Origin of the sequence: Pseudomonas gozinkensis (assembly GCF_014863585.1) — a bacterium.
Taxonomy (GTDB): Bacteria; Pseudomonadota; Gammaproteobacteria; order Pseudomonadales; family Pseudomonadaceae; genus Aquipseudomonas; species Aquipseudomonas gozinkensis.
In genome coordinates this window covers 1,385,910-1,407,347 of record NZ_CP062253.1, presented here as the reverse complement: position 1 = coordinate 1,407,347, position 21,438 = coordinate 1,385,910, and the positions used below count along the sequence as shown (strand labels likewise).

Sequence of the window (21,438 nt, the reverse complement as noted above, 5' to 3'; positions counted from 1 at the left end):
ATGCTCGATCCTCCCTGGATGCTCCGATTGAATCACGGTTGGCGACCGAAGCTGATCAGCCATTGTTTACCTCAGTTTTCAGAGTGCTGTCCGGGGAAACCTGGATCATTCGCTTGAACAAACCCAGCATGCCTTGATTGGCCGTCGCACTCTCTAGCGGCGGATCCAGTGGCAGTACCTGTCCCCCGGACACCAGCCACTCCTGGTACTCCGCCCAGTCACGGTTGGTCGGCTCTTGTGGAATAAACGCTGAATCACTCAGGCGCATAACGCCAGACGATGTGAGTTGATAGCTCATGGATTTGCCTCCTAGATTTCCGCGTCTGCGGTCCATTCGATCTGCAAGATATGCCCGGGAGCGCTGCCTACAGGGGTCACGGTGCCAATGGCAAAGCTCCGTTCGGTAACACTTTGCAAATAGGTCCCGGTACACGCTTTCATCAAGCCCTGGTTCCAGACTTGATTGCTCGCATCTCCCGGGCAATACAGCACGATGGTAGGTTGTACGCGCTTGAGCACCTGCATATCGACGCTCATACCGTACTGACCGGTATTGGCTGCCGCAGCCTGGGTGAAGTTACCAATGCAGGTGGCGGCACCATTGTTCGAACGGATCTGCAGACGGTTAGCAAAAGACTTCTCGAAATAACGCTGACAAAGGCTCAGCTCTTCCGCCGCGGGACGGTATTCAAACGGTGTTGCAACCGGCCCCTCCTCCAATTGCATCTGTGCCAGATCGACGGTCTGCAACACGTTGAGCGGCAGATCGAACGACAAGGTCAGGCAGTCATTCACGCCGAGCATTTTCCCGGCGATGGTCGGCACCTGAAACGTTGCGCTGTATTTCTTCCACGAAGTACTCAGCTGAAAAACGTCGACAACCTTCACCACACTTTCCGAGCCACCCGTCCCGAACTGCTGGGTGATCGTGACTCGCAGCGGACGCGTCGCATCGGATCGGGCCCAGAAGCTGACCGTCGCCGTTCGCCCGGCCAGGGTCCTGACCGATTCGATACTCTGGGAGACTTTATGCACCGTTGCTCCGGTGCCTGCAGTGACCTGCTGCCAACGCAGGAAGAAAGCGGGTTCGCCCGTGACTTCGGTTTGACCGAGGGCAAAATCCTGGCGCGAAATGCTGATACCCGCGTTGCCGTTCCAGTCGCACCGGAAGCGATCCGCCACATACCCACCGATGCTCGGCGCCTGATTGGTCGTGCCGCGTTGCCAGATATTGAATCCACCGTTAATCAACAGATTCTTGCGATACACCTGCACAGGAAACTGCTGCAGCGGATCCGGTTTCGCCAGTTGTCGAATGGCCTGGGCAAGTTGATCGGTCTGCTCCTCATCCGGCGTCAGGCCGGCGGCCGTGATCGCGCCGAGAATCTCCTGAGTCACACTGTTGCCCCAACTGGCCGGGATCAACGATCCCGGTTTGCCAGCGATCGGGTCTTCATCGACGAATTTGCCATTCTCCAGGCCTGAGCCGGGAACGCTTTTAGGATAATCCACGTTAATTCCTCTTTGATCGGGTCAACGGCTCAGCCGTTCGACCGCAGCAAGCCTTCAAGCCAGTCAGGCTCTACCGGGCGAGCCCGGGTATCCGGAAACTCCGGATCATTGGGCCAGTCGCGCAGGGCCTGTCGATAGGCGAGCAATTGTTTGAATTCGTCGGTGCGCAGAGTGGTGCCCTCGCCGACTTCCAGCTCTTCAGCGTCACGCCATACCAGCCATTGCGTGTCCTGCAGAATGTTGTTGCGCCACGCGCGTTCCCGGGAAGACAGCACTGCCGGGGAGATGACCGCGTCTATCAGTACGGGTTGTCCACTGGCACTGGCGCTGATGACCTTGCCGCTTGCCTGCCCGGCAAACAGTTCGGCGTATTGGACGCGGGTGATTTCCACGGCGCCTTCAGGCGGCTCCGGATGGGGGCTGTCGACCACTTCAAAGCCGCGTGTCTGTGCATAAAAATAAATAGCCATGGTTATCGCCCCCAAACCAATATGCGTCCGGAGATTCCAGGTTCAGCCTTCACACTCGACGCCAGGACATTGCGAACCCTGGCAACAACCGTCGATGTCGTGGAGTTGGCCCCGTCGAATGCCCAGACAGTGACGTTTGAACTGCCCCAGCCTGCCGGATAACCTTCATTGGCGATCCCGCCGAGGACAGCATTGGGAAACATCATCGGCAACGACACCGTCATGATGCCATTCGCATCGGAGCCCCCGGTCACCCACTGCACGATCAAGCCGCTGGGAAGTTTCTGATATCCGGCCGTGGCGAACTGCGACGCATAGAGCGCCGAATACTTCAACGCAGCAGTGCCATAAACAACCCAGACACCCGACTCCCGGACAAAGGTCGCGCTCTCGCCGGCGTTCATCGTGATCGAACCCAGATAAGCCCCTTGGGGGCTTATCTGCGTACCGGTTTTACTGGCAACCGTGACCGCTGCACTGTTTCGGCAGTGCAGGCTGATCGTCGCACCGCTGGGCACCGCAGTGGCGTCCGGCAAAGTCACGGTGTACGCGGCGTTTCCGCCCATCCCGATCGAACAGCCGATATCGGCCAGGGTCAGTTGGGTCGAGCCGGAGATGCCGCGAGCGCTGGCGTAGTTGCCTAGCGCTCGCTGGACAAACTCGGCCGTTGCAGCCGATCGGCTGACATCAAATTGTGCTGCCGTCGTGAACAGCGCCGGACTGCGCAATGCATCAAGCAGTTGATGAGTGTTGGCCTCGTTGGGCGTCATGCCGGCGGCCTGTACGACGCTGAGAATTTCCTGTGTGACGCCATTGCCCCATGTGGCGGGAATCAGCGAGCCGGGCTTTCCGGCGACGGGATCCTCATCGACAAATTGCCCGTTCACCAGCCCGACGCTGGGTACGCTTTTGGGATAGTCCAAGATTCATCTCCTTATCAATCTGCTGTGCGGGTTCCAGGCACTGAAGGCCAGGTGATTTGCTCCGGGAAACCGGGCTGTTTCTCGATGCGGTTCAGCTCCACGCTGTAGAGCTTCCACTCGAGCAATTGCAGTTGCTCTTCGTGGCTGGCATCGCCGATGTCTTCGGCGTATTGCAGGGGGGCGATGCGCAGGACGGCGTCGCGCAACAGTGCGTCGCGCTTTTCCAGAACCTGTTGGCTGATGCTGAGCAAACGGGCCTGCTCATCCAGCTGCCAGGCGTCGTCGCGCCACACATGGAACTCCCCCGGCCAAGGCTGCGTTGTGAGCGTATCGGGCAACTCTCCCAGCTCACTCCAGATCTGTTGCCCGCCGCCGTCCTTGCGAAAAACCGGACCCCGCCGGTCAATCACCTCTCGCGGTACACCGTTGATCAAAGCCCAGATACGACCGGCTTCAGGCGCGGGTAATTCGAACGACAACTCCACCGCGTTGCCGGGCAGTTGAATACCAATGCCTGGGGTCACGAAAAACTCGACAGGCCCGGACAAAACGCCCGCACCGTCAAACAGATAATTGAACATAGGCACCTCAGATGAGTTTGATACGGCCGGGATAGGCAATGTTGCGAGGGCGGGATTTGAACGCCAGCAGCAAGGCGTTGGCCGCATCCCGCTGATAACTCGTACCGACAGGGAAGACGGGGCCACCGTTGACCAGCCCGGACACGTATTGCGGCTCTTCACGGGTATCGGCACCGAAACCGGTCAGGGCGTCCGACCACCACGCCCCTACCGCACCGGCACCATTGGCACCCATGGCATACGAATGAGTCGATCCGACCTGAAAGGTACCCATGGCACGGCCCGTATCCACGCCCCTGCCCTCGTCCAGAACCCGCAGAAACTCGCCTCGCCCCTCCGGACCTCGAAAGGTTGCCGCGCCGTCACCCGAGGTCCATTTGCCTTCGTTGCCAGCACGCGCAGCTTCAGTGCCCAACATCCCGGAAAGCTGGGCGTGGTCCCACAGCCAGGGCCACTCGACACGCTTCATGACAGTACCGTTGAGCGCACCGTAACCACCGGGATTGAGCAAGGTGGTCGTCTCGAAAAACGGCCGGCCAAGGGGGGTGTTGTCAAACCGGCCGACTGGCCACCAGCTACCCGCAGCATCACTGCGCAACTGCCACCAGTCGCCGCCGCCCATCAACACCAGAAACGGATAACCGCTGGGTGAAAGATGCGTGTGAAAACGAATGCGGTCGGAACCCGATGCCTGGACGACCAGACGGTTGCCGCTGTTGTCCATCCGCCGAACAATCACATCGCGTACACCCAGCGCGGCGTTTGCCGGCGGCAATGTCACCGTTACAGCACTGGATCCGCCATCGATCAGTACCAGGCCCAGCTCCGGGTCGGTCAGCGCCTTGGATGCAGTCAACCGCGTCACCACCGAACGCATCGGACTGGCGTTGCCGACAATCGACTGAATGGCTTTGAACAACTGACCGGTATCGACCTCGGCGGCTGTCAGCCCGGCGCCGGTAATCACGTTGAGAATTTCTTGCGTAACGCTGTTGCCCCATACCGCCGGTATCAACGACCCGGGCGTTCCCGCCACCGGGTTTTCATCGACGAACCGGCCATTGACCAGGCCGACGCTGGGGACACTTTTTGGGTAATCCATTGGTGCTCGTTCCTCTGTAATGACAAATGAAACGTGGCCGCGCGCAAGCTTTCGCTACGGCGCAGACGCTTCTATTCCTGAAAATAAAAAGCCCACAATGAAGTGGGCTTGGGTGACGCGAACTGCGGTTACGAAGTCAGGTTGGCGGTCAGTCCACGAATGGCCAGCAACGCCTCATCAGCGGCAGCGCGGGCCTGATCCATCTGACCTTTGGTTGCGAGCGCACGAATCTGGGTCTTGGCCTTCAGGCGCAAGGTGCGCAGGGTCAGCAGGCTGTCGCTGAGCCGGGTCGCCTTGTCCAGAATCTGATCGGCAGCCTGCCGGGCACTGCGCCCTCTGGCGACCCAGGCTGCGACGGACAGAGGCACATCGTTTCTCGGGTAGCCGGCGTCCTGAAAGGCTTGCGCGTCGACGGCAGCCTGAGCGTATTCCAGCGCCTTGAGCGGATCACCGGCCAGCACGGCACGGGCATTGTCGGCGGCCGCGTCGACCCGCACGCACAGCTGTTCGGCGGCCTGCTGATCCAGTTGTCCGGCCCGCGCGCTGTCCAGCACCCAGGCTTTGCCGTCCCAGTCATGGGCAGCGGACGGCTGAAGCGGACGCAACCCCTCTTCGAATTGATGCAGTTCCTGAATGATGTTCATCGAATCAATTCCCATGAAAAATTGACGTTGACCGCCGAGCTGAAATTGATGGCGACCCCGTTGGCGTAGTCGCCGGGTGACAGGTTTTTCAGACCCATGCTGAACAGCAGTTCGTCGCTGGAAGCATTACTGGCGCCCAACGTGTGCTCGGCCTGATAGACCTGCCAGAGAGAGCGCAACTCGTTGTGGTCGAAGCTGGCAGTCAGGGTCGACACCGTTGTGTCGTTGAGCACGTTGCTGGTGAAGATGCACGCCGTCGCACCGGCAGTGGACCAACCGTCCCAATTGCCCGAAGTCCCCACGGTCGGATTCAGGTAGCAATAGTTGCCGCCCAGCCAACCGCCCGGGGCAAAGGACACGCCGGTAATGCCTGTAGGGTGCGGTGTCGGGTTGCCTACCACCAGACGTGCCGCCCGGGCGTGAGGATCGACCGGCAAATAGACCACACCATTACCGTTGACCGTCTGGCTCCATGCCAGATGCTTGCGGTTGTAGACCGGCCTGACGATCGGAACCGACCCTGGCCCTGCGGTCACCACCCAGGCCAGACACATATCCAGCGGCGTGGATTGAAACCCACCCCCCGCCGCACTGTTGACGGTGCCCTTCAATCCTTCGGGGGCCGGGTCATAGATCGTTCCGCGCTGCATGTAGAACGTCAGGGCCCCGCCGCTGACCTGCGCCCTCAGGAAATAGCCGGTCGTCGGCAACAGATCCGCACTGCTCCAGGCCTGCGTGGTGAACGTACGAGACCTGCCCAGTTGCCCCGCAACAACCTCCTGGCCAATGCTCAAAAACACGCCGGCAGGAATCGACAAACGTCCGCCACTGGTCAGCACCGCCGTTGGCGTGATCGGCATGCGCCCGTCAGGTGTCGCTACGGTCGGCAAAGGCAGTGAGCCGACAGGCAACGCTGAATCCAGGCTCCAGCCCTTGGCCGAAACGCTTTGAATCGCTTGCAGCAGTTGATCGTATTTTTTCTCGTCCGGGGTCAGATCCCCGGCCTTGATCACATTGAGAATTTCCTGCGTGACGCTGTTCCCCCAATCCGCCGGGATCAACGATCCCGGCGTTCCGGTCAGCGGGTTTTCATCGACAAATTTCCCATTCACCAGTCCGGCGCTGGGGACACTCTTTGGATAGTCCACGGTTAGATTCCTGTAGGTATTCGCTGTGGCTCCAGCGATCGGCGGTCAGCTTGCGCACTGATGAAAAACGCCCGCACAGGGCGGGCGTCGTTCAAGAGATACAAGCGCGTATTCACGGTGCCCGCAGGGACAACCGCGCAAGCCACTTGGGTGGTTCGGGGCGCGACAGGACATCCGGCAGGTCGCCGGAGCCCGGCCAATTGCGCAGCGCCTGGCGCCAGGCCTGCAATTTGGAAAACTGTTTGTTGCTCAAGGTCGGTGGCGCCCCGACATCCAGTTCGTCGCGATGACGAATCACCAGCCAGTCAGTGGCCGTGAGCGCTGTCGTGCGCCATTGGCGCTCTGCCTCGGCTTGCACATCCGGCGAAACATCGACCTGCGGCGGCGCGCTGAAGCGCTCGTCGTCGAACAGCCAGCCTGTGGCAACCGCGAGGCCGACCGGCACCGGAACGCCGCAATCGACGTCACCCGTCATCAGCGCCGTCACCACTCCATTTTCGATAATGGCTTTCATACTCAAACCTCCCATCTGACGCGAGCGTTTATCCGACCTGACGTGCTCAGGTTCTGTGACCACGCAGCGATCGCGACACGCGCCGTGTAACGGTCGGTAAAACCACCCTCCGGCATGAACTGAGTACCGACAAAGTTGACCCCGATCTCCTCACTGATCACGCCATAGTCGGTTTTGACGTTGTCATCAAAATCATAAATCCCTGCAATGTACGCACGAGGTTTGCGCGCCCAGTTCAACGGGACCGAGTAATTGCCATTGGCACCGGACCAGACACCGACCGCTTCCATGCGGGCCTTGTTCGCCAGCAGTGTGAGCTTGGGTAAAGTCCCGGCACCTGCGGTCACCACTCTGGCCACCAGCATGTCGATGCAGGTCGAGTCGAAACCACCGCCACTGCTGCCGGTTCCCGCTTTCATCCCCGCAGGGATCACATCGGTATCGAGGCCTTTTTGCGTGTAGCAGACCAGTGCCCCGTTGCGCACCTGCATCCGCAGAAAATAGGTGCTGTTGATATCCAGTCCGGACGAGCTCCAGGCAGAGGTCAGCAACGTGCGCGGGCGGGCCGTCATGCCGGCGGCAACTTCTTCACCGAGGCAGACCAGCACACCGCCCGGCACCGACACGGTGCCGCCAGCAGACGCGCTTGCGGCGCTGACTGAAATACGCCCGTCAGCCGTGGCCACCGTTGGAAATGCCAAAGCGGCGAACGGCATCGCGTCCTGGGACAAGACATTCTTCAGCGCCTTGAGCAACTGATCCGACTCGCTTTCGGAGGGCACCATCCCCGCCGCACGGATCACGTTCAGCAGCTCTTCCGTTATGCCGTTGCCCCATGTCGCGGGGATCAACGAACCCGGAGTTCCGGTCAGCGGGTTTTCATCGGCAAATCGTCCATCCACCAGCCCGGAGCCGGGCACACTTCTCGGGTAATCCATCCCGTCACTCCTTCCTAGTCATAGTTGATGTGCACTTTGGTATGCGCCGGTGCCGCCCTGTGGATCAGGCATTCCAGCGCCGAGCCCGGATTGACGCCGAAGCGCTCGCCCCAATAGCTCGCGCCATAGCGCCGGCCGAGCAACAGCCGCCCGCCAGTGTTGAGCGTCCACATGAACTGCGCTTCCCAGGTGCCCCAGTGCGCCGCACCGAAACGCGAGCGGCCCATGCGCGGGGCTTCGAGTTCGGTGATGGTGGCGTTGGGGTAACCCTGGCTTTTGGCGATGTCCAGGTAGTAGCCGACAGCCTGGCTGCCGACTGCCAGCAAGCGCCGGCGCACGGCGAGGCGGCGGTCGTCGAACAGCGGCGTGGCGCCGAGGCACGGGTCGGGCAGGTTCATCACCTGCTCCCAGTCCGGCACCAGTTCGCTGACACCGGCCGGGTCCATTTCGTTGAGCAGGTCGGCGGCGCGGGCGTCAAGGCGCGCCAGTTCGACGGCGACGCCTTGCAGCACTTCTTCGAGTTCCGGCACGCGTTCCGGATCCCATGCCGGGCCGCTCGGCAGCAAGGCGCGCAATTGCGCCTGGTATTGCGCGGCGGTTCTTATGGCAGCCATACGCAACCCCCGAAGGTGAGCAGTTCGCTGTCACCCGCGGCCACGTTCGCCACCGGGGCCGACAGCACGTGATCGGTTTCCCCCGCCGCGCTGCTGATCGCTTCGCGGATGTGACTGATCAAAAGATCCTCGCCCAGGTCGGCTTCACGGTTGTGCAGATCACGCAACTGGGTTTCGACGGCGGCGCGCACGGCGGTGGTGTCAGGGGTCAGCTTCAGTTGATAGGTCACCGGTTTCTGCACCGGCGGACGCACATGGACTTCGGCGGTCACCGGGCGCAACGGCTCGATGTAAGCCTGCACTTCGGCCAGTTGATCGGCATTCGGCACCGGTTGCGGATCGTCGTCGCGCATGATGTACACGCCGACGGTGCCCGGCCCGAGGAAGCCGCCACGGCACCACGCGCGGGTCACGCCCGGCACTTCCAGCGCCCAGGTCTCGTAGTCGCTGGCCGAACCGCCGTGGGGGATGACGCGATAGGAGCGGATCACCCGCGAGCGCAGCGATTCCAGACTTTCCCGCGCCACGCCACCGTTCAGTCCCGGCGCCAGCACCACAAAACTGTTGCCGACCACGCCGGTGATCGGCTGCACCGGCGTCAGCGCCAGGCCGGCCTCGGCGTTGCCCAGGCTGCCGGCATCCAGCGCTGCGATGGAGGTGCTGTTGACGCCATTGACGGTGGTGCGCGCGGCGGTGACTTTGAACGTGCGGCCGTCACTCGCCTGCAGCAACGTATCGGCGTCCAGCACCGCGCCCGCCGTGGCGTTGAAGCTGACGTTGCCGGTGGCGACCTGCGCCGGTTTGCGCGGCTGGTTCAGGCGCAGTGCGGCGATGCGCTCCAGAGTCGATTCATCGGCGGTGTCGGGCAGGATCTGCTCGGCAATCCAGTCGAGGTAGCCGTACAGACCATAAGCGGCGCCGCCGACTGTGCGGGCCAGGACTTGCGCATCGGACTGGCGCAGCGAATCGCCGGCCAGGTCGCTTTGGGTGCGCTTGATCAGCACCGGCAGCGAAGGGGTTTCAAACGGCATAGATCACCTGCCAACTGTTATCGGGGTTGATGTCCAGGCGTTCGCCGTCGGCCAGGGTCAGGACCGTGCGCAGGTTCAGGCGCTGGGCGTCGAGGCGTTCGCTGATGATGTCGATGGCGCTGCAGTGGCCGTCGTCGATCAGCCATTGCAAGGCTTCGCGGGCATAGAACTCGGCGTCCATCTGGGTCTGTCGGGTCAGCTTGACCCGGCGCAACAGCCACAGTCGCGAGCCGATGCGATCGTCGGCGACGGTGGGAAAGGTGTCGCCCCACCAACCGAAACGCTCCTCGTCGTCGAGGGCATCGTCGTCGGCGGCACGGCGCCAGGTGAACAGGCTGATCAGCACCGCACGGGTGAGCGCGGCGTGGAGGTTTTGACTGAAAAGCATCACTGACCTCCCGCCGGCGCGCCGGTCTGGCCACTGCCTGCCTGCACGCCGACATGCACGTGCTTGATCTGGCTGATGCCGCCGGCCACCTGATCGCCTTTGGAAACGATCTTGCCGGTCTGGTTGATCACCGGCGTCTCGAAATTCACGGCGGTGCTGGCGCGGATGTTCAGCGTGGCGGTTTCGATGTCGATGATCCGCCCGCGCTTGAAGTGAATTTTGTCGCCCTCGTCGGTGTAGATCGCCACCTCGCCGGCCGCCAGCGATTGCAGGCGGTAACGGCGGTCGGCAACCACCAGGGCGATGGCGTGGGAACGGTCGCCGCCGAGAAACGTGACGACACCTTCGGCACCGGCCAGCGGGTGGCTGGTGAAACCGTAGGGTTCGAAGTGCTCCATGTCGTCGTTCACTTCACCGGCGGTGAGGCGCATTTGCAGCGATTGCAGCTTGGATGCCGAATTGGCGAGCACGACAGTGCCGCGCGCCAGCAGGCGTGTCAGTAGGCTCATGAATTGTCCTCAGGACTTTGCCAACACAAAACCTGTGGGAGCGGGCTTGCCCGCGATGGCGGTGTGTCAGGCAAAGTAGTGTTTGCGGTAACCACCGCTATCGCGGGCAAGCCCGCTCCCACAGGGTCAGGTGATGCCAGTCAGGTTCGGCGTCAGGCTCAGGTTGTTTTCGGGGGCGTCGGGTCAGGATCGAAGGTATGTGGCGGCGCCACTTGCAGCGTGGTGACCGAGCCTTGCGCCGACAGTGAATACGTCACCTTGGAAATCAGCATGTCGCCATCGAAGCCGAGTACCGGATCCTTGACCTTCACCAGCGTGTTGTGGCGCCACAGATCGCCGTTGGACTGGCGCCAGCCCTGCACCTGATAAGTGGTGGTCAGCGCCCGGCCCATGCGCGTGGCGCTTTCCCACTGGGCCCGTTGCTGGGCCAGTTCGAACGTCAGTTGCGAGCCTTCGTTGATGATCGTGGTACGCCGACGCTTGAAGCTCAGGTCGGTCGCGCTGGATTCAACCTCGCTGACTGCCGCCCCGCTCTTCTTGTCGTTGCCCTTTTGCTGGCCGATCACCCGGTACTCGGAGAACACCTGGCTGTGATCCATCGGTGCGTCGGCCGAGAGAATGTTCTTGCCCAGCTCCAGGGCATCGCTGGCGCGGCCGCCGCTGCCCGGTTTGGCCAGCACCAGCCGGCCTTCGGCGTCATCGGTGGAAAACACCCGGTACAGCGAGAGCAGACGGTCGATCGACTGAAACACCGTTTCACCCGGGACGATGGTGTGTTTGCTCAGGCGCGCGGTCTCGGGAATCTCGTTGACCACAAACTGCGTGTATTCCCCGGCCAGGGCCTGGACGATGCTCAACAGCGACTGGTCCTGCCATTGGCCGGGGATGTTTCGCGCCGCACAATCGACCAGATCCTGGGTCTTGGAACTGCCTTCGATGCTCAGGCTGATCTGCCGTCCGTCATAGCTGATCGGGGCCTTGAACACATAACCGGTGAGCACCAGATCCTTGCCGATCCGCACCTCGCACGGGTCGCCGGCCTTGATCCGCTGATCCACGGTCTGCCCCGGCCATTGCCAGGTGATGTCGAGTTTGAAGGTGCGGAACTGGCGCTCCAGGTCCGCGGTGATCTGCACGCTTTTCCAGCCGCCGTATTCCATGTTGTCGACGGTCAGCGTGACGCGGTTGTCAGTCTCGTTCATGGCTCACTCCCGGGAAACTTTGACTTCGTTGGGTGGGAAGCTCGGATGAGACAGACCGTTGCGCTGAATGACCTCGGTCACACGGGTGGCGTCGCCAAACTGTTTGTAGGCCACGACCAGTGCCGGAAAGGTTTCCTGGAACGTTTTGCTGACCAGTCGCACACCGGACGACGCCACAGCCTTGAAGTGCCCATTGAGCGCCTCCTTAAGATCGCCGATGGCCTGATAGTGCGCGGGATCGGCCTTGTCCTGAGCCATTTGCAGCACTTCGTTCAACGCTTTTTGCAGCGTTTGCAGATCATCCGTGACCGGCACTTCCTGGCGGGTGACCGGCTGCTTCGATTGCTGATCCAGCGAAGGCGTCGAGTTGAGTTTCACCGGCGTCGACGCCACCGGCATCGACGCCACCCATTGCGCCACTTTGACGATCAGCGTGTCCTGCACCAGGTTGGCCATGGCTTGCGCGGCGGCGTTGGTGTCCTTGCCGGTGGTGATTTTCGGCGCATCGGCCTTGCGGATGGCCTCGAGTTGTTGGGACACGTCGGCAATCACGCCACGGTAGCCCTCCTTCGCGAACGCCTTCAGCTCCTTGATATCGCCGAGCAAACCCTTGAATTCCGCCGCCACTTCCTTGGGCAGTTCCTTGACGGCCCTGACCAGCTCGGTGATCTGCTTGTACTGCGCGATCAGCGGCTTGAGCTGCTCCTTGATCACGTCGTACACGCCGGTGAGGCTGTTGCGCAGATTGGCGATGCCGATCCGCGCGGCCTTGATCAGGGTCATCGCCTGTTCGAAGCGCGCCACTGCCGAACCGAGCAAACCTTCGGCCTTGATCAGCAGTACTTTTTGCGTGCTGACTGTCGCCGTCGGAAACGGCAGCGGTCGGTCCGGGTAGAACTTCAGGCTGAACGTCACCATCCCGCCGTCCTGGCGGGTATGAGTCATGTCGCACTCGCCGACCTTGACCTGCAAGCGCCCCAGCCACGGATGCACCAGTTCGCCGCTGCCCTGCTCCAGGGCCTGGAGCAGCTTGTCGCGCTGCTCCAGGCAATCGGCACCGATGATGAACGCCGTCAGGTCGTGGGTCTTGGCCTGCTGGCCGAGGTCCTCGAAAAACGGCAGGTCGCGTTGCGGATACTCGTGCAACTGCCCCTTGCGGCCGACCGGGGTTTTCGCCTGGTCGATCCAGAAGCCGACACCGCGAAAGGATGCCGGCAACAAACGGTCACGCCAGTTCATTGGAACCTCCCATGGAGAGCGAGCGATAGCCGATACGCGAACTGAGCGCCAGCCCCGGTTGATTGGTTTGCGGTTGATCGGTGCGCAGTCCCGCCGGCGCGTTTTCGAAGCGAACCGTCAGGCCGCCTTCGAGTTGCGTACGGTTGTTGGCAGCGCTTTGCTGGACCAGGTTGCTGGAAGATTGCGTCAGCGAACTGGAGTTCTGCGTCAACGAGCTGGAGTTCTGTGTCAATGAGCCGCCCGGCACCGAGCCGTCGGACGTGGAATCGGCGTCGGAGCCAAAAAAGCCCGGCGCCCATTCCCCCTTGCCTTCGGCATTGGTTTTCAGCTGAGCACGGGTCAGGACATCGACCTTGGCCGACGCCTCGGCCGCGAGCGTGCCAAGACCACCATTGAAAAATTCCCGGACTGGCGCCAGCGCGTCGTAGAACTTGTCACTCCACTTTTGAATCCACTCCGTCACCGAGCCCCAGGCCTGGATGATCATTTCCAGCGGCGACCAGCCAAACTGTTCGCGAATCACCGCATACAGCGCCAGCACCGGCAGCTTGATGTAATCCACCAGATCCTGAATAAAAGCTGCGACCGGCACCGACACTGCTCGCAGCAAATCCCAAAGCGAAGCAAACAGGCCAACCAATGGCATCCAGTTTTTCAGGATCAGCGCCTGCGGTGAGTAGGCGAACAGCGTTGCATAGAAGTCGATGACCGGCGCAGCCAGTGCCTTGAGCACGTTCCACAAAGCTGCGAAGAACGTACTGACCGGTCCCCAGTTGTTGATCAGCATGCCCAGCGGAGTGAAGTCGAACAGCGTTCTGAAAAAACCCGCCATCGGTAGCACCACCGGGGCGATCTGTTGCCACAGTCGGGAGAAGAACGCCGAAAGCGGTTTCCAGTTGGCGACAATCAGGCCGGCCGCCAGCGCGACCCCGGCGGCAAACAAGCCGATCGGCGAGGCCAACAATGTCAGCACCGCACTGAGTCCGGCAGCGGCCGTGGTCACTACGGTGAACGCCACTGCTGCCGCTGCCAGTCCTTCAACCAGTTGCGGATGCTCGGCAACAAACTCACCGACCGTGGTCATGACCGGCACCAGCGCCGTCACCAGACTGTTGACTGCCGGCAACAGCGCCTGGCCGATCTTCAACGAGATGTTGTCGAGCGAAACGTTGAATTTCGCCAGGTTGGTCGAGGTCTCGCCCTTCACCGGCGCAGGCAACTGCGCGGTCGCCGGTTTGGCCAGCGGCGCGGGTATTACTGCGTCCTTGGCCAGCGCCGGAGCCTTGAGCGTCTTGCTCTTGTTCGCCAGTTCATCCTCGGCCTTGATCGCCTTTTTCAAACCGTCCTGAAACGGCTTGAGCAAGCCACCACCGGAAACAAAACCGGACAGATCCAGCGGTTTGAGTCCACTGCTTTCCAGGCTTTTCTTGAAACCCGCGACCTTGGCGCGAACGCCTTTCATCTCGGTTTCCATTTTCTGCAAACCCTGCATCACCACGAGCATGTTGACCGTGGTCTGAATGTTTTGCTGGATCGCGTTTATTTGTGTATTGGCCATCACTGCACCTGCTGCATCGCATTGATCCGTTGCGCGTGCTCCAGCGATTCGCGAAGCACATCCAGTGGCCTGGCCATCATCTGTTCGGGGTCAACCTTCCAGAACCAGGCCAGGTCATAGGCGACCGAAATCAGGTCGGTGATGGCTCCGACGCCGCACTCATGAAAAAACTCGCAACGGCCCAGCTCAGCGCGTTGAGGTCAGCCAGGTCCAGCTGGTTGACCGACGACGGCGGAATGCCGGCGCACACGGCGATGTATTTGGCCGCCACGTCCATGTCGAGGCTGACCTCTTCGCTTTTGTCGATCTTGTACGGCAGCGCCTTGATCGCTCGCACCTCCTGCACCGTCGGACGGCGCAGGACGAGTTCGGTCAGGGGCTCGCCGTGAGCTTCGATCGCAACCTGAAGCTTCACGGCGCCGCTCATTGCCAGGTCCCCTTGATGCCTTCGAATTTCAGTTCGATGGTGGCGTCATCGCCTTTGGAGACTGGCTCTTCGACCAGGTAGGCACCGGCCAGTACGTAGACTTTGCCGTTGCTGAATTCGCAGGTGACGGTAATGTCGGTGCCTTCGATCAGCTTCTTCAGCGGGAAGTCGGCGGTGTGCAGCGCCGTCACCTTGAACGATGGCGCGATGTCGGTTTCCTTGTAGAAACCCGGCACGACGGTTTCGCGTTTGACGGCCATCAGCGGGGCTTCGCAGCCGCCGTTGATGGTCAGTTGTGCACCGTCGACCTTGACGTAGCAGGTGCCTGCAATCAGTTGACCCATGGTGTTACTCCCTTCAAATAAAAAGCCCACGCAAGGTGGGCTGAAATCACAGTGTCAAACGAGCCGATCAGGCGACGTCGTCGTACTGCAGACGGAACTGGTTGAGCAGTGCGAACACGCGCAGACCGTTGATGTAATCCGGCGGGAACAGCACGTTCACGCGGCTCGGGTCCTGCACGTCGCGTTCGACGATCAGGTGCTCGGCGAACAGCTCGGCGTTTTCCACGTGGCCTTCGAGTTCGAGCTTGGCGTACTGGGCGATCAGCTCACCGCGAATGGTCGCCGGGGTGACGATCGGCTGGCCGGCGCCGAAACGGGTGCCGTCGGAAGCCAGTTTGTGGCGACCGTACTTGCTGGTGATCACGCTTTGCAGACGACGCACGATGAACGCCGACTGGTGCATGGTTTCGCTGTCCAGGTACGAGTTGTCGGCCTGGCCGTAAGCGTTTTTCTGATAGGTGGTGATCGAGCGCTGGATGCGCACGTAACCGCCTTCGTAGTACGCGGTGGCGATGCCGTAGTTGAGCAGCGACTGACGCTCGGTCAGGGTGAAGCGCTCGCTGGCCGGTGCCGGATCGACGCCTGGCAGGCTGCCGCTCTGGGTCGGACGGCTGGCGTCAGCCGAGATGAACACCGACGTGCGCGCAGCCAGTGCTGCAGCTTGTACCCATACCGGTTGCGGAACGCCCGGCTCCAGCGCCTGAATGGTCATGTGCTGGTCGTTGCGCGCCTGACCGGCCGCCACCAGCGTGCCGACGGTGCCGCGCTTGGCGCTGTAGACGTGACCGAACAGTTGCTTGGCCCACGACCAGCGACCGGTGCTGTCGTCCATCACCGCTTGCCAGGTGTTGAGGGTGGCCAGGTCGGACCATGGCAGCGCGATGAATTCGAATGGCTCATCGCCCAGTGCGGCAACTGCTTCAACCTGGTCAGGTACACCGACGCCGCCGGTCATGGCGGTGATCGCGGTGGTCAGGCCGGCCGGGGTTTCTTCGCCGTTGCTCTTGCCCAGGCGATTGAATTGCAGGCTGATGTCGTTGCCGCTCTCGCCGGTCCATTTGGCGTTCAGAGTGACGACGCCTTCGGCCGCCGCAGCGCTTACCGGCAGATCGGCGGTGGCGTTGATTTTCTGTGCCAGGGCGGTGGCCGCCTGGGCAGCGGTGGCACCGTTGACCACGGTGGCCTGCACGCGGACGCCGCCGACATACAGGTTGAGAATGCCAGCCTGAGTCGCGGTGCCGGTCAGGGTCAGCACGCCTTTGGCGATGGCGCCGGTGGCGTTGTGCAGCGGCAGGCACCAGATCTCGCCGATCGGGTCGGCCTTGCGGAAGGTCTCGTACATCGACGCCAGCATCGAGCCCTGGCCGCCAATGCTCTTGGCCAGTGCCACGCTGGAAACCAGCACCAGTTTGCCGACTTCGCTCGGCGCGATGTTGTCGTTGACCTGCGCCACGATCAGGCGGCGCATGGACGAGGACGCGCTATTGGCGGCCGAGTTGTCCATTTCGGCATAGAACAGCGGTACACGAATGTCCGCAGGAATGTTGCTGAATCCGATCGCCATTATTTGGCTCCCTTTTGTTTAGCTGTTGCGGTTTTGAGGGTGATATCGCCGTCGGCCAGACGCCGGCGCCACCAGGCGCTGTCCAGCACTTCACGGCCTTCCAGTGGCAGCAGATCGCCTGCTTCCGGGTCCGGCACGGCACGGCCGGCGGCCGGCACTACGGTGATGCGGTTGCTCATGGGGTTACGTCTCCAGAGAAAGTCATTTCCACGCGCCCGTCAGGGCCCGGGCGTTTGAGATTGGGGTCGGCCGGGTCGATCGCATCGACCCGCACGGTGGCCCCGGTAAAGGACGACAAACCGTCCAGTTCGCGTTCGTGCCAACTCTCCGCAGGCTGACTTGGCAGATTGCGGCCCAGCTGGAACTCGGCAAAAAAGCGCAGCCGGTAGAAGGCGCGGCTGCTGTTGATCGAGACCGTTTCGCCGCCGTCATAAACGATGGCGCTGTAGTCGGTTGCGGGTTTGAATCCCACCAGCGCACGCCACAGTTCGGCGCGCAGGTCGTGCAACAGATCCAGCGCTTTTGTGGCGTCCGTGGCATCCAGTGCCAGGATGATTTCAAAGCGGTCGCGGATCGGTTGGCTGGCGGAGTTCTGGGCGGTGCTGGCGCTGGCCAGATCGGCCAGCGGTGAAACATGGGCCGAGGGCATCGGCAGATTCGGGTCACCTTGCAGCAGCGCCAGGTCGACACCTGTCGCGATATGGCCGCCAAGGCTTGGGCATTGCGCACGCAGCTGCGTGAGGATCGGGGAGATCTTCATGGGGAGCGTTCCAGGATGTGGGAGTGGCCACAGTGATGCGTGTGGCGGTGAGACCGGGGGATCAGTCCTTGGCTTTTGCCTCGGGATCCCGGCCGTTTGCTTCGATCAGGCAGCGATAGCTTTCTTCGGGCTTGCCGCTGGCAGTCACCTTCTCGATCGACCAGCGACCGCGCATGAAGTCCGGCCAGGTGTCATCGAGCACCAGCAGGCCTTCGGCAACCAATAGCGGATCACCCGGACAGGTGACTTTCAGCGTGTATTTCTCGCGCAGCATCTTGCGCACTTCGGCTTCGCCGATGGCTTTGGCTTCTTCCACACTGGCCTGTTTCTGACGAATGACCTTGAAGGGTGCCGAGCCGGTTTTCACCTCCACCTGCTTGCCGGCATTGGCGTCCCAACAGCAGACTTTGCAACCCTGATTCTGGGTGCGGGCGGTCTCTTCCAGCGTGGCGCTGATGAAGGCGTGATCGCCCGGCCGATTGGTGTGGGTCACCGACAGCCTGACGTTCGGTATCACCTGACCCGACAGGGTTTTGAGCTGCGCCGGTTTCGCCAGTACGTAGAGGTCGTTGAACGGTTTGGCCACCGCGTCGTACTTTTTCGCCAGTCGTGTGATGAAACCCATGTCGGTTTCGTTCGACTGGTCGACATGAGCGATCCTGATCAGCGCCAGTTCGGGATCGACCCGCGGCGAGAAACCGTGCGACTCGACCAGTTTGCGAAACAGCCCGCCCAGCGTCGTGGGGCCATGACTGGCCGTGCGCCGTTCCTTGAATCCGGTTTCGTCCTTGCCGCTGAAAGGCGCGGCGGTCGCGACCAGCGTCAGGCGCAGCGGGAACAGCGTCGGTGTCAGTCGAGTGACCTTGAACTGGCCCTTTTCGACCAGCCCGGTCTCCAGATACCCCACCCGCAGGCCGATGATGCCGCCCAGGGTCGGCAAGCCTTCAAGGCCTTCCAGGTCGAGCACCAGCGTCAGTTGATCGGACTCCATACCGGCGGCATCGATGTGTTCCCAACTGATCAGCCGCTGGTTCAGCAGGTCCTTGTTGGCGCCGTAGATTTCGATCGCCGGCGTAAATCCCTGTGCCATGCAGCCTCCTTAATCCCAGGCCATAACCGGTCTGATCGCGGCCGGTTTGCTATCGAGTTCCGGCAGTGTCACCCAGACACCTGCCGGCAGGATCGGGCCGTGCTCGGCCAGGGTCGGGTTGAGTGTCCAGAGGGCTTCTTCGGCGCTGTCATCGCTGCGACCGGTTTCGCGGTACAGCAAAAGATTCACCGAATCACCGGCCACGCTTCGTACCTTACGCATTGTTGAACTCCGACAATCCGATGACCCACTTGATCACCATCGCGGTGCCGTCATCGATGACCTCGCTCTGGTTTTCGTCGATGCTGTTGATCCGCCACAAACCCCAGTTGCGGCCAATACCGTCAATCAACGGCAGCGGCGCTCTCAACGCTTGCAGCGCACGCAGCTCATCGAGCCGATCCATCGCCACGGCGTACATCGAGGTGCCGGAGATGGTCAGGGTTTCAGGCTTCTGCCCCGTCTGATGGGATCTGGGTTTGCTGTTGAGGATCTGCAACTCGGTCCAGCCACCCTCGGATTTTCGCGACAGCGTGCTGTACGCAAAATCCCGGGACAGACCGAAGATGAAACTGCCCAGTGCCATTTGTTGTTTCATCGGGCGACTCCATCGGTCAGGGCTGCATCACGGCGGGTGGCGAGCGGGTTGTTGGTCAACAGCGGCAGGAACTGGCCGTGGAATTGTCCGCTCAGTTGTTGCCCGATGATCGAGCGAATCTGCTCGGCAGTATCCGGTGCCGGACAGGTGACCTGGATCAGTGGGGAGAAGGTGACTTGCTGGTTTTGACTTTGGGTGGGCGCGTTGACCAGGTTTTTAGCGACATCTCCCGGCGCAGCGAGTTTGTCGGCGGGCGGGTCTGCGAGTGCTTCTCCCACCAATGAGCCGAAATATCCACCCGCGATACTCCCGATGGCAGTACCGAAACCCGGAAGAATAAACGAGCCGACCAGAGCGCCAATGGCTGTCCCCGCCAGCTCACCCTTTGCGCTTCCCACCGCTTTCTCATCACCTTCTCGCACGCCTTTGAGACCTGTGTAAGCGGCGTGCGCCACCATCAACGGGACAGCGACCTTACCCGCCAAAGGTGCCATCCGGGACAGCATCGGCATGACCTTGGCTCCGAAGCTCCGCACCGCAGGCATGACCTTGGCTCCGGCACTCCGCACCGCAGGCAAGACCCTGGCAGCCGCACGCTTGATCGAAGGCATGACCTTCATCGCTGCACCGCGCAGGCGATTGCCCAGGCTTTGACGAACCGCGGGCTTGCTAGGCTGAGCACTTTTCGCAGAGGCTTTGGCCTGTTTGCCCCGACCCGACTTGCGAGACGATCGTTTCTTTTTACGACCGCCACCGTTGTCATCGTCACCGGTGATCATATCGCCGATGTCGGACGGTAACCGAGCTGCGGCCAGGCGCAGAAGTCTCGTGGAGACCGCATCAAGTACTGCAGACACACCGGTTTTCAGCGCGCCCGCCACGAACGGCGTGGCAGCCACCCCAAGCAGTGTCAGTGCAGCGGTGACGAAGGGGAAGGTTTCGGCCGCTGCGCCCAGTCCATTGACCACCGCAGTAAGCCCGATGGCAATGCCGTCTGTCACCGGGGCCAATGCATTGCCGACTGCCGTGGACAGCCGGTTGAGACTCGCATCCAGCGCATTCCAGCGCCCTTGGGATGTATTGCCATAAGTCGCAGCGGTTTCTGCCGCCGAGCCTGCATCCTCACCGCGTCTGGATGTTGCATACACGGACTTGTCAGAAACCAGCTTGAACGCCGTTTGAACATCCTCAGGCTTCTTCAACAACTCAAGGATTGCATCATTGTTGCCAAACAGCGTTTTGGTCAGCGAAGCCTGTTTCTCTTCCGGTTGTTTCTTGAGCTGCTCCAGAACCAGCTTGATCGTTTGGGGTGCATCGTCACTCATCCCACGCGCCAGCGACTCGGGGTTCAGACCCATTTCGGCCCAGGCCGAGCGCTGCGCCGGTGACGCCGACTCTCCCTTGCCCAGAACCGTCGTGAATCCCTTCAGCGCCGCTGCGGCATCTGTCTTGTTAGCGCCGCTGTTGAGGAACGCCGCCGCCAGTCCAGCCACTTGCTCGGGTGTCATCCCTGCAGCTTTGGCGCCCTCACCGGCGCTTTGAACGACGGAGCCGATGTCAGCAGCTTTGACGTTCAAGCCGCTGTTGCCAAGGTAATTGGTCGCGTCTGCCAGATCCTGGCTCTGCACCCGATCAAGCTTCAGAGCGGTGCGCCAGCCCGACAACATTTCGCCAGCAGCCTTGACATCGATCTTGAAGGCCGAGGCATTGATGGCAGCATCACGAGAGAAATCCCGTAACGCCTCGGTTTTCTGCTCGCCCTTCAGACCATCACTTATGCCGGACCGCAGCCCGGCGAGTTGCACTTGCAACAGATCCGCGCCGGTAGCCCCGCTGGGGGCAACCCGTTTATCACTGGCGATTTCCAGGTTCTTTTCCGAAAGAGCCTGAAGCGATTTCGTGCTCAGGTGCAGCACCTGATTCAATTCAACCAGCGCCGTCTCGTTGGCCATGGCTGATTGCAGTCTTTTCGGTGGCGGACGCTGCTCGATTTCCGCCTTGAGTTTCGACTTCGTCTCACTATTGGCGGCGGGCGGCGCCGTGACGACCTTGAACAACGACTGCTGGCTGACCAGCAGCTCCCGCAGCTTGATCTGCTCCTGGGTCAGCAAGCGGATATCCGCGCTCGCCAGCGCCATTGTCAGGTTCAAGTCCTGCAGTGGTTTGCCAAGGCCATCGGGCAGCTTTAACCCGGCTGCTGCGTTGCCACTCTCATTGGCGTATGTGAGCGCAAATTTGCTCTCTGCCATGCCGCTCTACTCCTGTTTCACGCCAAGGCGAGT

At 61.5% G+C, this 21,438-nt stretch carries 26 protein-coding genes; all 26 read right to left on the bottom strand.

All coding sequences use genetic code 11. The features are described from left to right. Positions 1–55 precede the first annotated feature (55 nt). The gene (locus tag IHQ43_RS06220; protein ID WP_192563746.1) at positions 56–298 is read right to left on the bottom strand and encodes a hypothetical protein; all 243 of its coding nucleotides are present in this window, start codon (positions 296–298) and stop codon (positions 56–58) included. Positions 299–309: 11 nt separating this feature from the next. Continuing rightward, positions 310–1,512 (bottom strand): carbohydrate binding domain-containing protein, encoded by a 1,203-nt coding sequence (locus IHQ43_RS06215; protein WP_192563745.1) that lies wholly within the window; start codon positions 1,510–1,512, stop codon positions 310–312. A 29-nt stretch (positions 1,513–1,541) separates the two neighbouring features. Beyond that, the gene (locus IHQ43_RS06210) at positions 1,542–1,982 is read right to left on the bottom strand and encodes a phage tail assembly chaperone (protein ID WP_192563744.1); all 441 of its coding nucleotides are present in this window, start codon (positions 1,980–1,982) and stop codon (positions 1,542–1,544) included. Between the two features lie 2 nt (positions 1,983–1,984). Beyond that, the gene (locus IHQ43_RS06205) at positions 1,985–2,905 is read right to left on the bottom strand and encodes a gp53-like domain-containing protein (RefSeq protein ID WP_192563743.1); all 921 of its coding nucleotides are present in this window, start codon (positions 2,903–2,905) and stop codon (positions 1,985–1,987) included. Between the two features lie 14 nt (positions 2,906–2,919). Continuing rightward, positions 2,920–3,486, bottom strand: a complete 567-nt coding sequence (locus IHQ43_RS06200) for a tail fiber assembly protein (RefSeq protein ID WP_192563742.1) — start codon at positions 3,484–3,486, stop codon at positions 2,920–2,922. Positions 3,487–3,493: 7 nt separating this feature from the next. Beyond that, positions 3,494–4,588 carry a phage tail protein gene (locus IHQ43_RS06195; protein ID WP_192563741.1) on the bottom strand — a complete coding sequence of 365 codons (1,095 nt, stop codon included), beginning with the start codon at positions 4,586–4,588 and terminating at the stop codon, positions 3,494–3,496. A 128-nt stretch (positions 4,589–4,716) separates the two neighbouring features. Continuing rightward, the gene (locus tag IHQ43_RS06190; protein WP_192563740.1) at positions 4,717–5,232 is read right to left on the bottom strand and encodes a phage tail protein; all 516 of its coding nucleotides are present in this window, start codon (positions 5,230–5,232) and stop codon (positions 4,717–4,719) included. Next, a complete protein-coding gene (locus tag IHQ43_RS06185) occupies positions 5,229–6,380 on the bottom strand; it encodes a phage tail protein (protein WP_192563739.1) in 1,152 nt (383 codons plus the stop codon). Before IHQ43_RS06185 ends, IHQ43_RS06190 begins: the two co-directional genes overlap by 4 nt. A 112-nt stretch (positions 6,381–6,492) precedes the next feature. Next, positions 6,493–6,894, bottom strand: coding sequence for a hypothetical protein (locus IHQ43_RS06180; protein WP_192563738.1), 402 nt, complete (start codon positions 6,892–6,894; stop codon positions 6,493–6,495). 2 nt (positions 6,895–6,896) lie between these two features. Beyond that, positions 6,897–7,832: a P1/P2 acidic ribosomal protein gene (locus IHQ43_RS06175; protein ID WP_192563737.1), complete on the bottom strand. Its 936-nt coding sequence runs from the start codon at positions 7,830–7,832 to the stop codon at positions 6,897–6,899. Positions 7,833–7,846: 14 nt separating this feature from the next. After that, positions 7,847–8,446, bottom strand: coding sequence for a YmfQ family protein (locus IHQ43_RS06170; protein ID WP_192563736.1), 600 nt, complete (start codon positions 8,444–8,446; stop codon positions 7,847–7,849). Continuing rightward, positions 8,434–9,477, bottom strand: a complete 1,044-nt coding sequence (locus IHQ43_RS06165; protein WP_192563735.1) for a baseplate J/gp47 family protein — start codon at positions 9,475–9,477, stop codon at positions 8,434–8,436. The genes IHQ43_RS06170 and IHQ43_RS06165 overlap by 13 nt, the downstream gene beginning before the upstream one ends. After that, positions 9,467–9,865: a phage GP46 family protein gene (locus IHQ43_RS06160; protein WP_007954906.1), complete on the bottom strand. Its 399-nt coding sequence runs from the start codon at positions 9,863–9,865 to the stop codon at positions 9,467–9,469. The genes IHQ43_RS06165 and IHQ43_RS06160 overlap by 11 nt, the downstream gene beginning before the upstream one ends. Next, complete coding sequence (locus IHQ43_RS06155; RefSeq protein ID WP_011332728.1) at positions 9,865–10,374, bottom strand: phage baseplate assembly protein V; 510 nt, start codon at positions 10,372–10,374, stop codon at positions 9,865–9,867. The genes IHQ43_RS06160 and IHQ43_RS06155 overlap by 1 nt, the downstream gene beginning before the upstream one ends. Before the next feature lie 158 nt (positions 10,375–10,532). Further along, a complete protein-coding gene (locus IHQ43_RS06150) occupies positions 10,533–11,576 on the bottom strand; it encodes a phage baseplate assembly protein (RefSeq protein ID WP_192563734.1) in 1,044 nt (347 codons plus the stop codon). Between the two features lie 3 nt (positions 11,577–11,579). Continuing rightward, the gene (locus tag IHQ43_RS06145) at positions 11,580–12,815 is read right to left on the bottom strand and encodes a DNA circularization protein (RefSeq protein ID WP_192563733.1); all 1,236 of its coding nucleotides are present in this window, start codon (positions 12,813–12,815) and stop codon (positions 11,580–11,582) included. Next, positions 12,802–14,373 (bottom strand): phage tail protein, encoded by a 1,572-nt coding sequence (locus IHQ43_RS06140; protein WP_192563732.1) that lies wholly within the window; start codon positions 14,371–14,373, stop codon positions 12,802–12,804. Before IHQ43_RS06140 ends, IHQ43_RS06145 begins: the two co-directional genes overlap by 14 nt. 130 nt (positions 14,374–14,503) lie before the next feature. Beyond that, the gene (locus tag IHQ43_RS06135; protein WP_003222226.1) at positions 14,504–14,800 is read right to left on the bottom strand and encodes a phage tail assembly protein; all 297 of its coding nucleotides are present in this window, start codon (positions 14,798–14,800) and stop codon (positions 14,504–14,506) included. Then, on the bottom strand, positions 14,797–15,144 hold the full coding sequence (locus IHQ43_RS06130) for a phage tail tube protein (RefSeq protein ID WP_007908779.1): 348 nt from the start codon (positions 15,142–15,144) through the stop codon (positions 14,797–14,799). Before IHQ43_RS06130 ends, IHQ43_RS06135 begins: the two co-directional genes overlap by 4 nt. A gap of 67 nt (positions 15,145–15,211) precedes the next feature. Continuing rightward, positions 15,212–16,708 (bottom strand): phage tail sheath subtilisin-like domain-containing protein, encoded by a 1,497-nt coding sequence (locus IHQ43_RS06125; protein ID WP_115076752.1) that lies wholly within the window; start codon positions 16,706–16,708, stop codon positions 15,212–15,214. Then, positions 16,708–16,887, bottom strand: a complete 180-nt coding sequence (locus tag IHQ43_RS06120; RefSeq protein WP_007954893.1) for a DUF2635 domain-containing protein — start codon at positions 16,885–16,887, stop codon at positions 16,708–16,710. Before IHQ43_RS06120 ends, IHQ43_RS06125 begins: the two co-directional genes overlap by 1 nt. Continuing rightward, positions 16,884–17,468, bottom strand: coding sequence for a phage tail terminator protein (locus IHQ43_RS06115; protein ID WP_192563731.1), 585 nt, complete (start codon positions 17,466–17,468; stop codon positions 16,884–16,886). The genes IHQ43_RS06120 and IHQ43_RS06115 overlap by 4 nt, the downstream gene beginning before the upstream one ends. A gap of 61 nt (positions 17,469–17,529) precedes the next feature. Continuing rightward, a complete protein-coding gene (locus tag IHQ43_RS06110; protein ID WP_192563730.1) occupies positions 17,530–18,558 on the bottom strand; it encodes a phage late control D family protein in 1,029 nt (342 codons plus the stop codon). 9 nt (positions 18,559–18,567) lie between these two features. Further along, positions 18,568–18,780, bottom strand: a complete 213-nt coding sequence (locus IHQ43_RS06105; protein WP_192563729.1) for a tail protein X — start codon at positions 18,778–18,780, stop codon at positions 18,568–18,570. Then, entirely contained in the window at positions 18,773–19,156 is a 384-nt protein-coding gene (locus IHQ43_RS06100; protein ID WP_192563728.1) for a phage tail protein, read from the bottom strand. The genes IHQ43_RS06105 and IHQ43_RS06100 overlap by 8 nt, the downstream gene beginning before the upstream one ends. Continuing rightward, positions 19,153–21,405, bottom strand: coding sequence for a phage tail tape measure protein (locus IHQ43_RS06095; protein WP_192563727.1), 2,253 nt, complete (start codon positions 21,403–21,405; stop codon positions 19,153–19,155). The genes IHQ43_RS06100 and IHQ43_RS06095 overlap by 4 nt, the downstream gene beginning before the upstream one ends. Between the last annotated feature and the right edge of the window lie 33 nt (positions 21,406–21,438).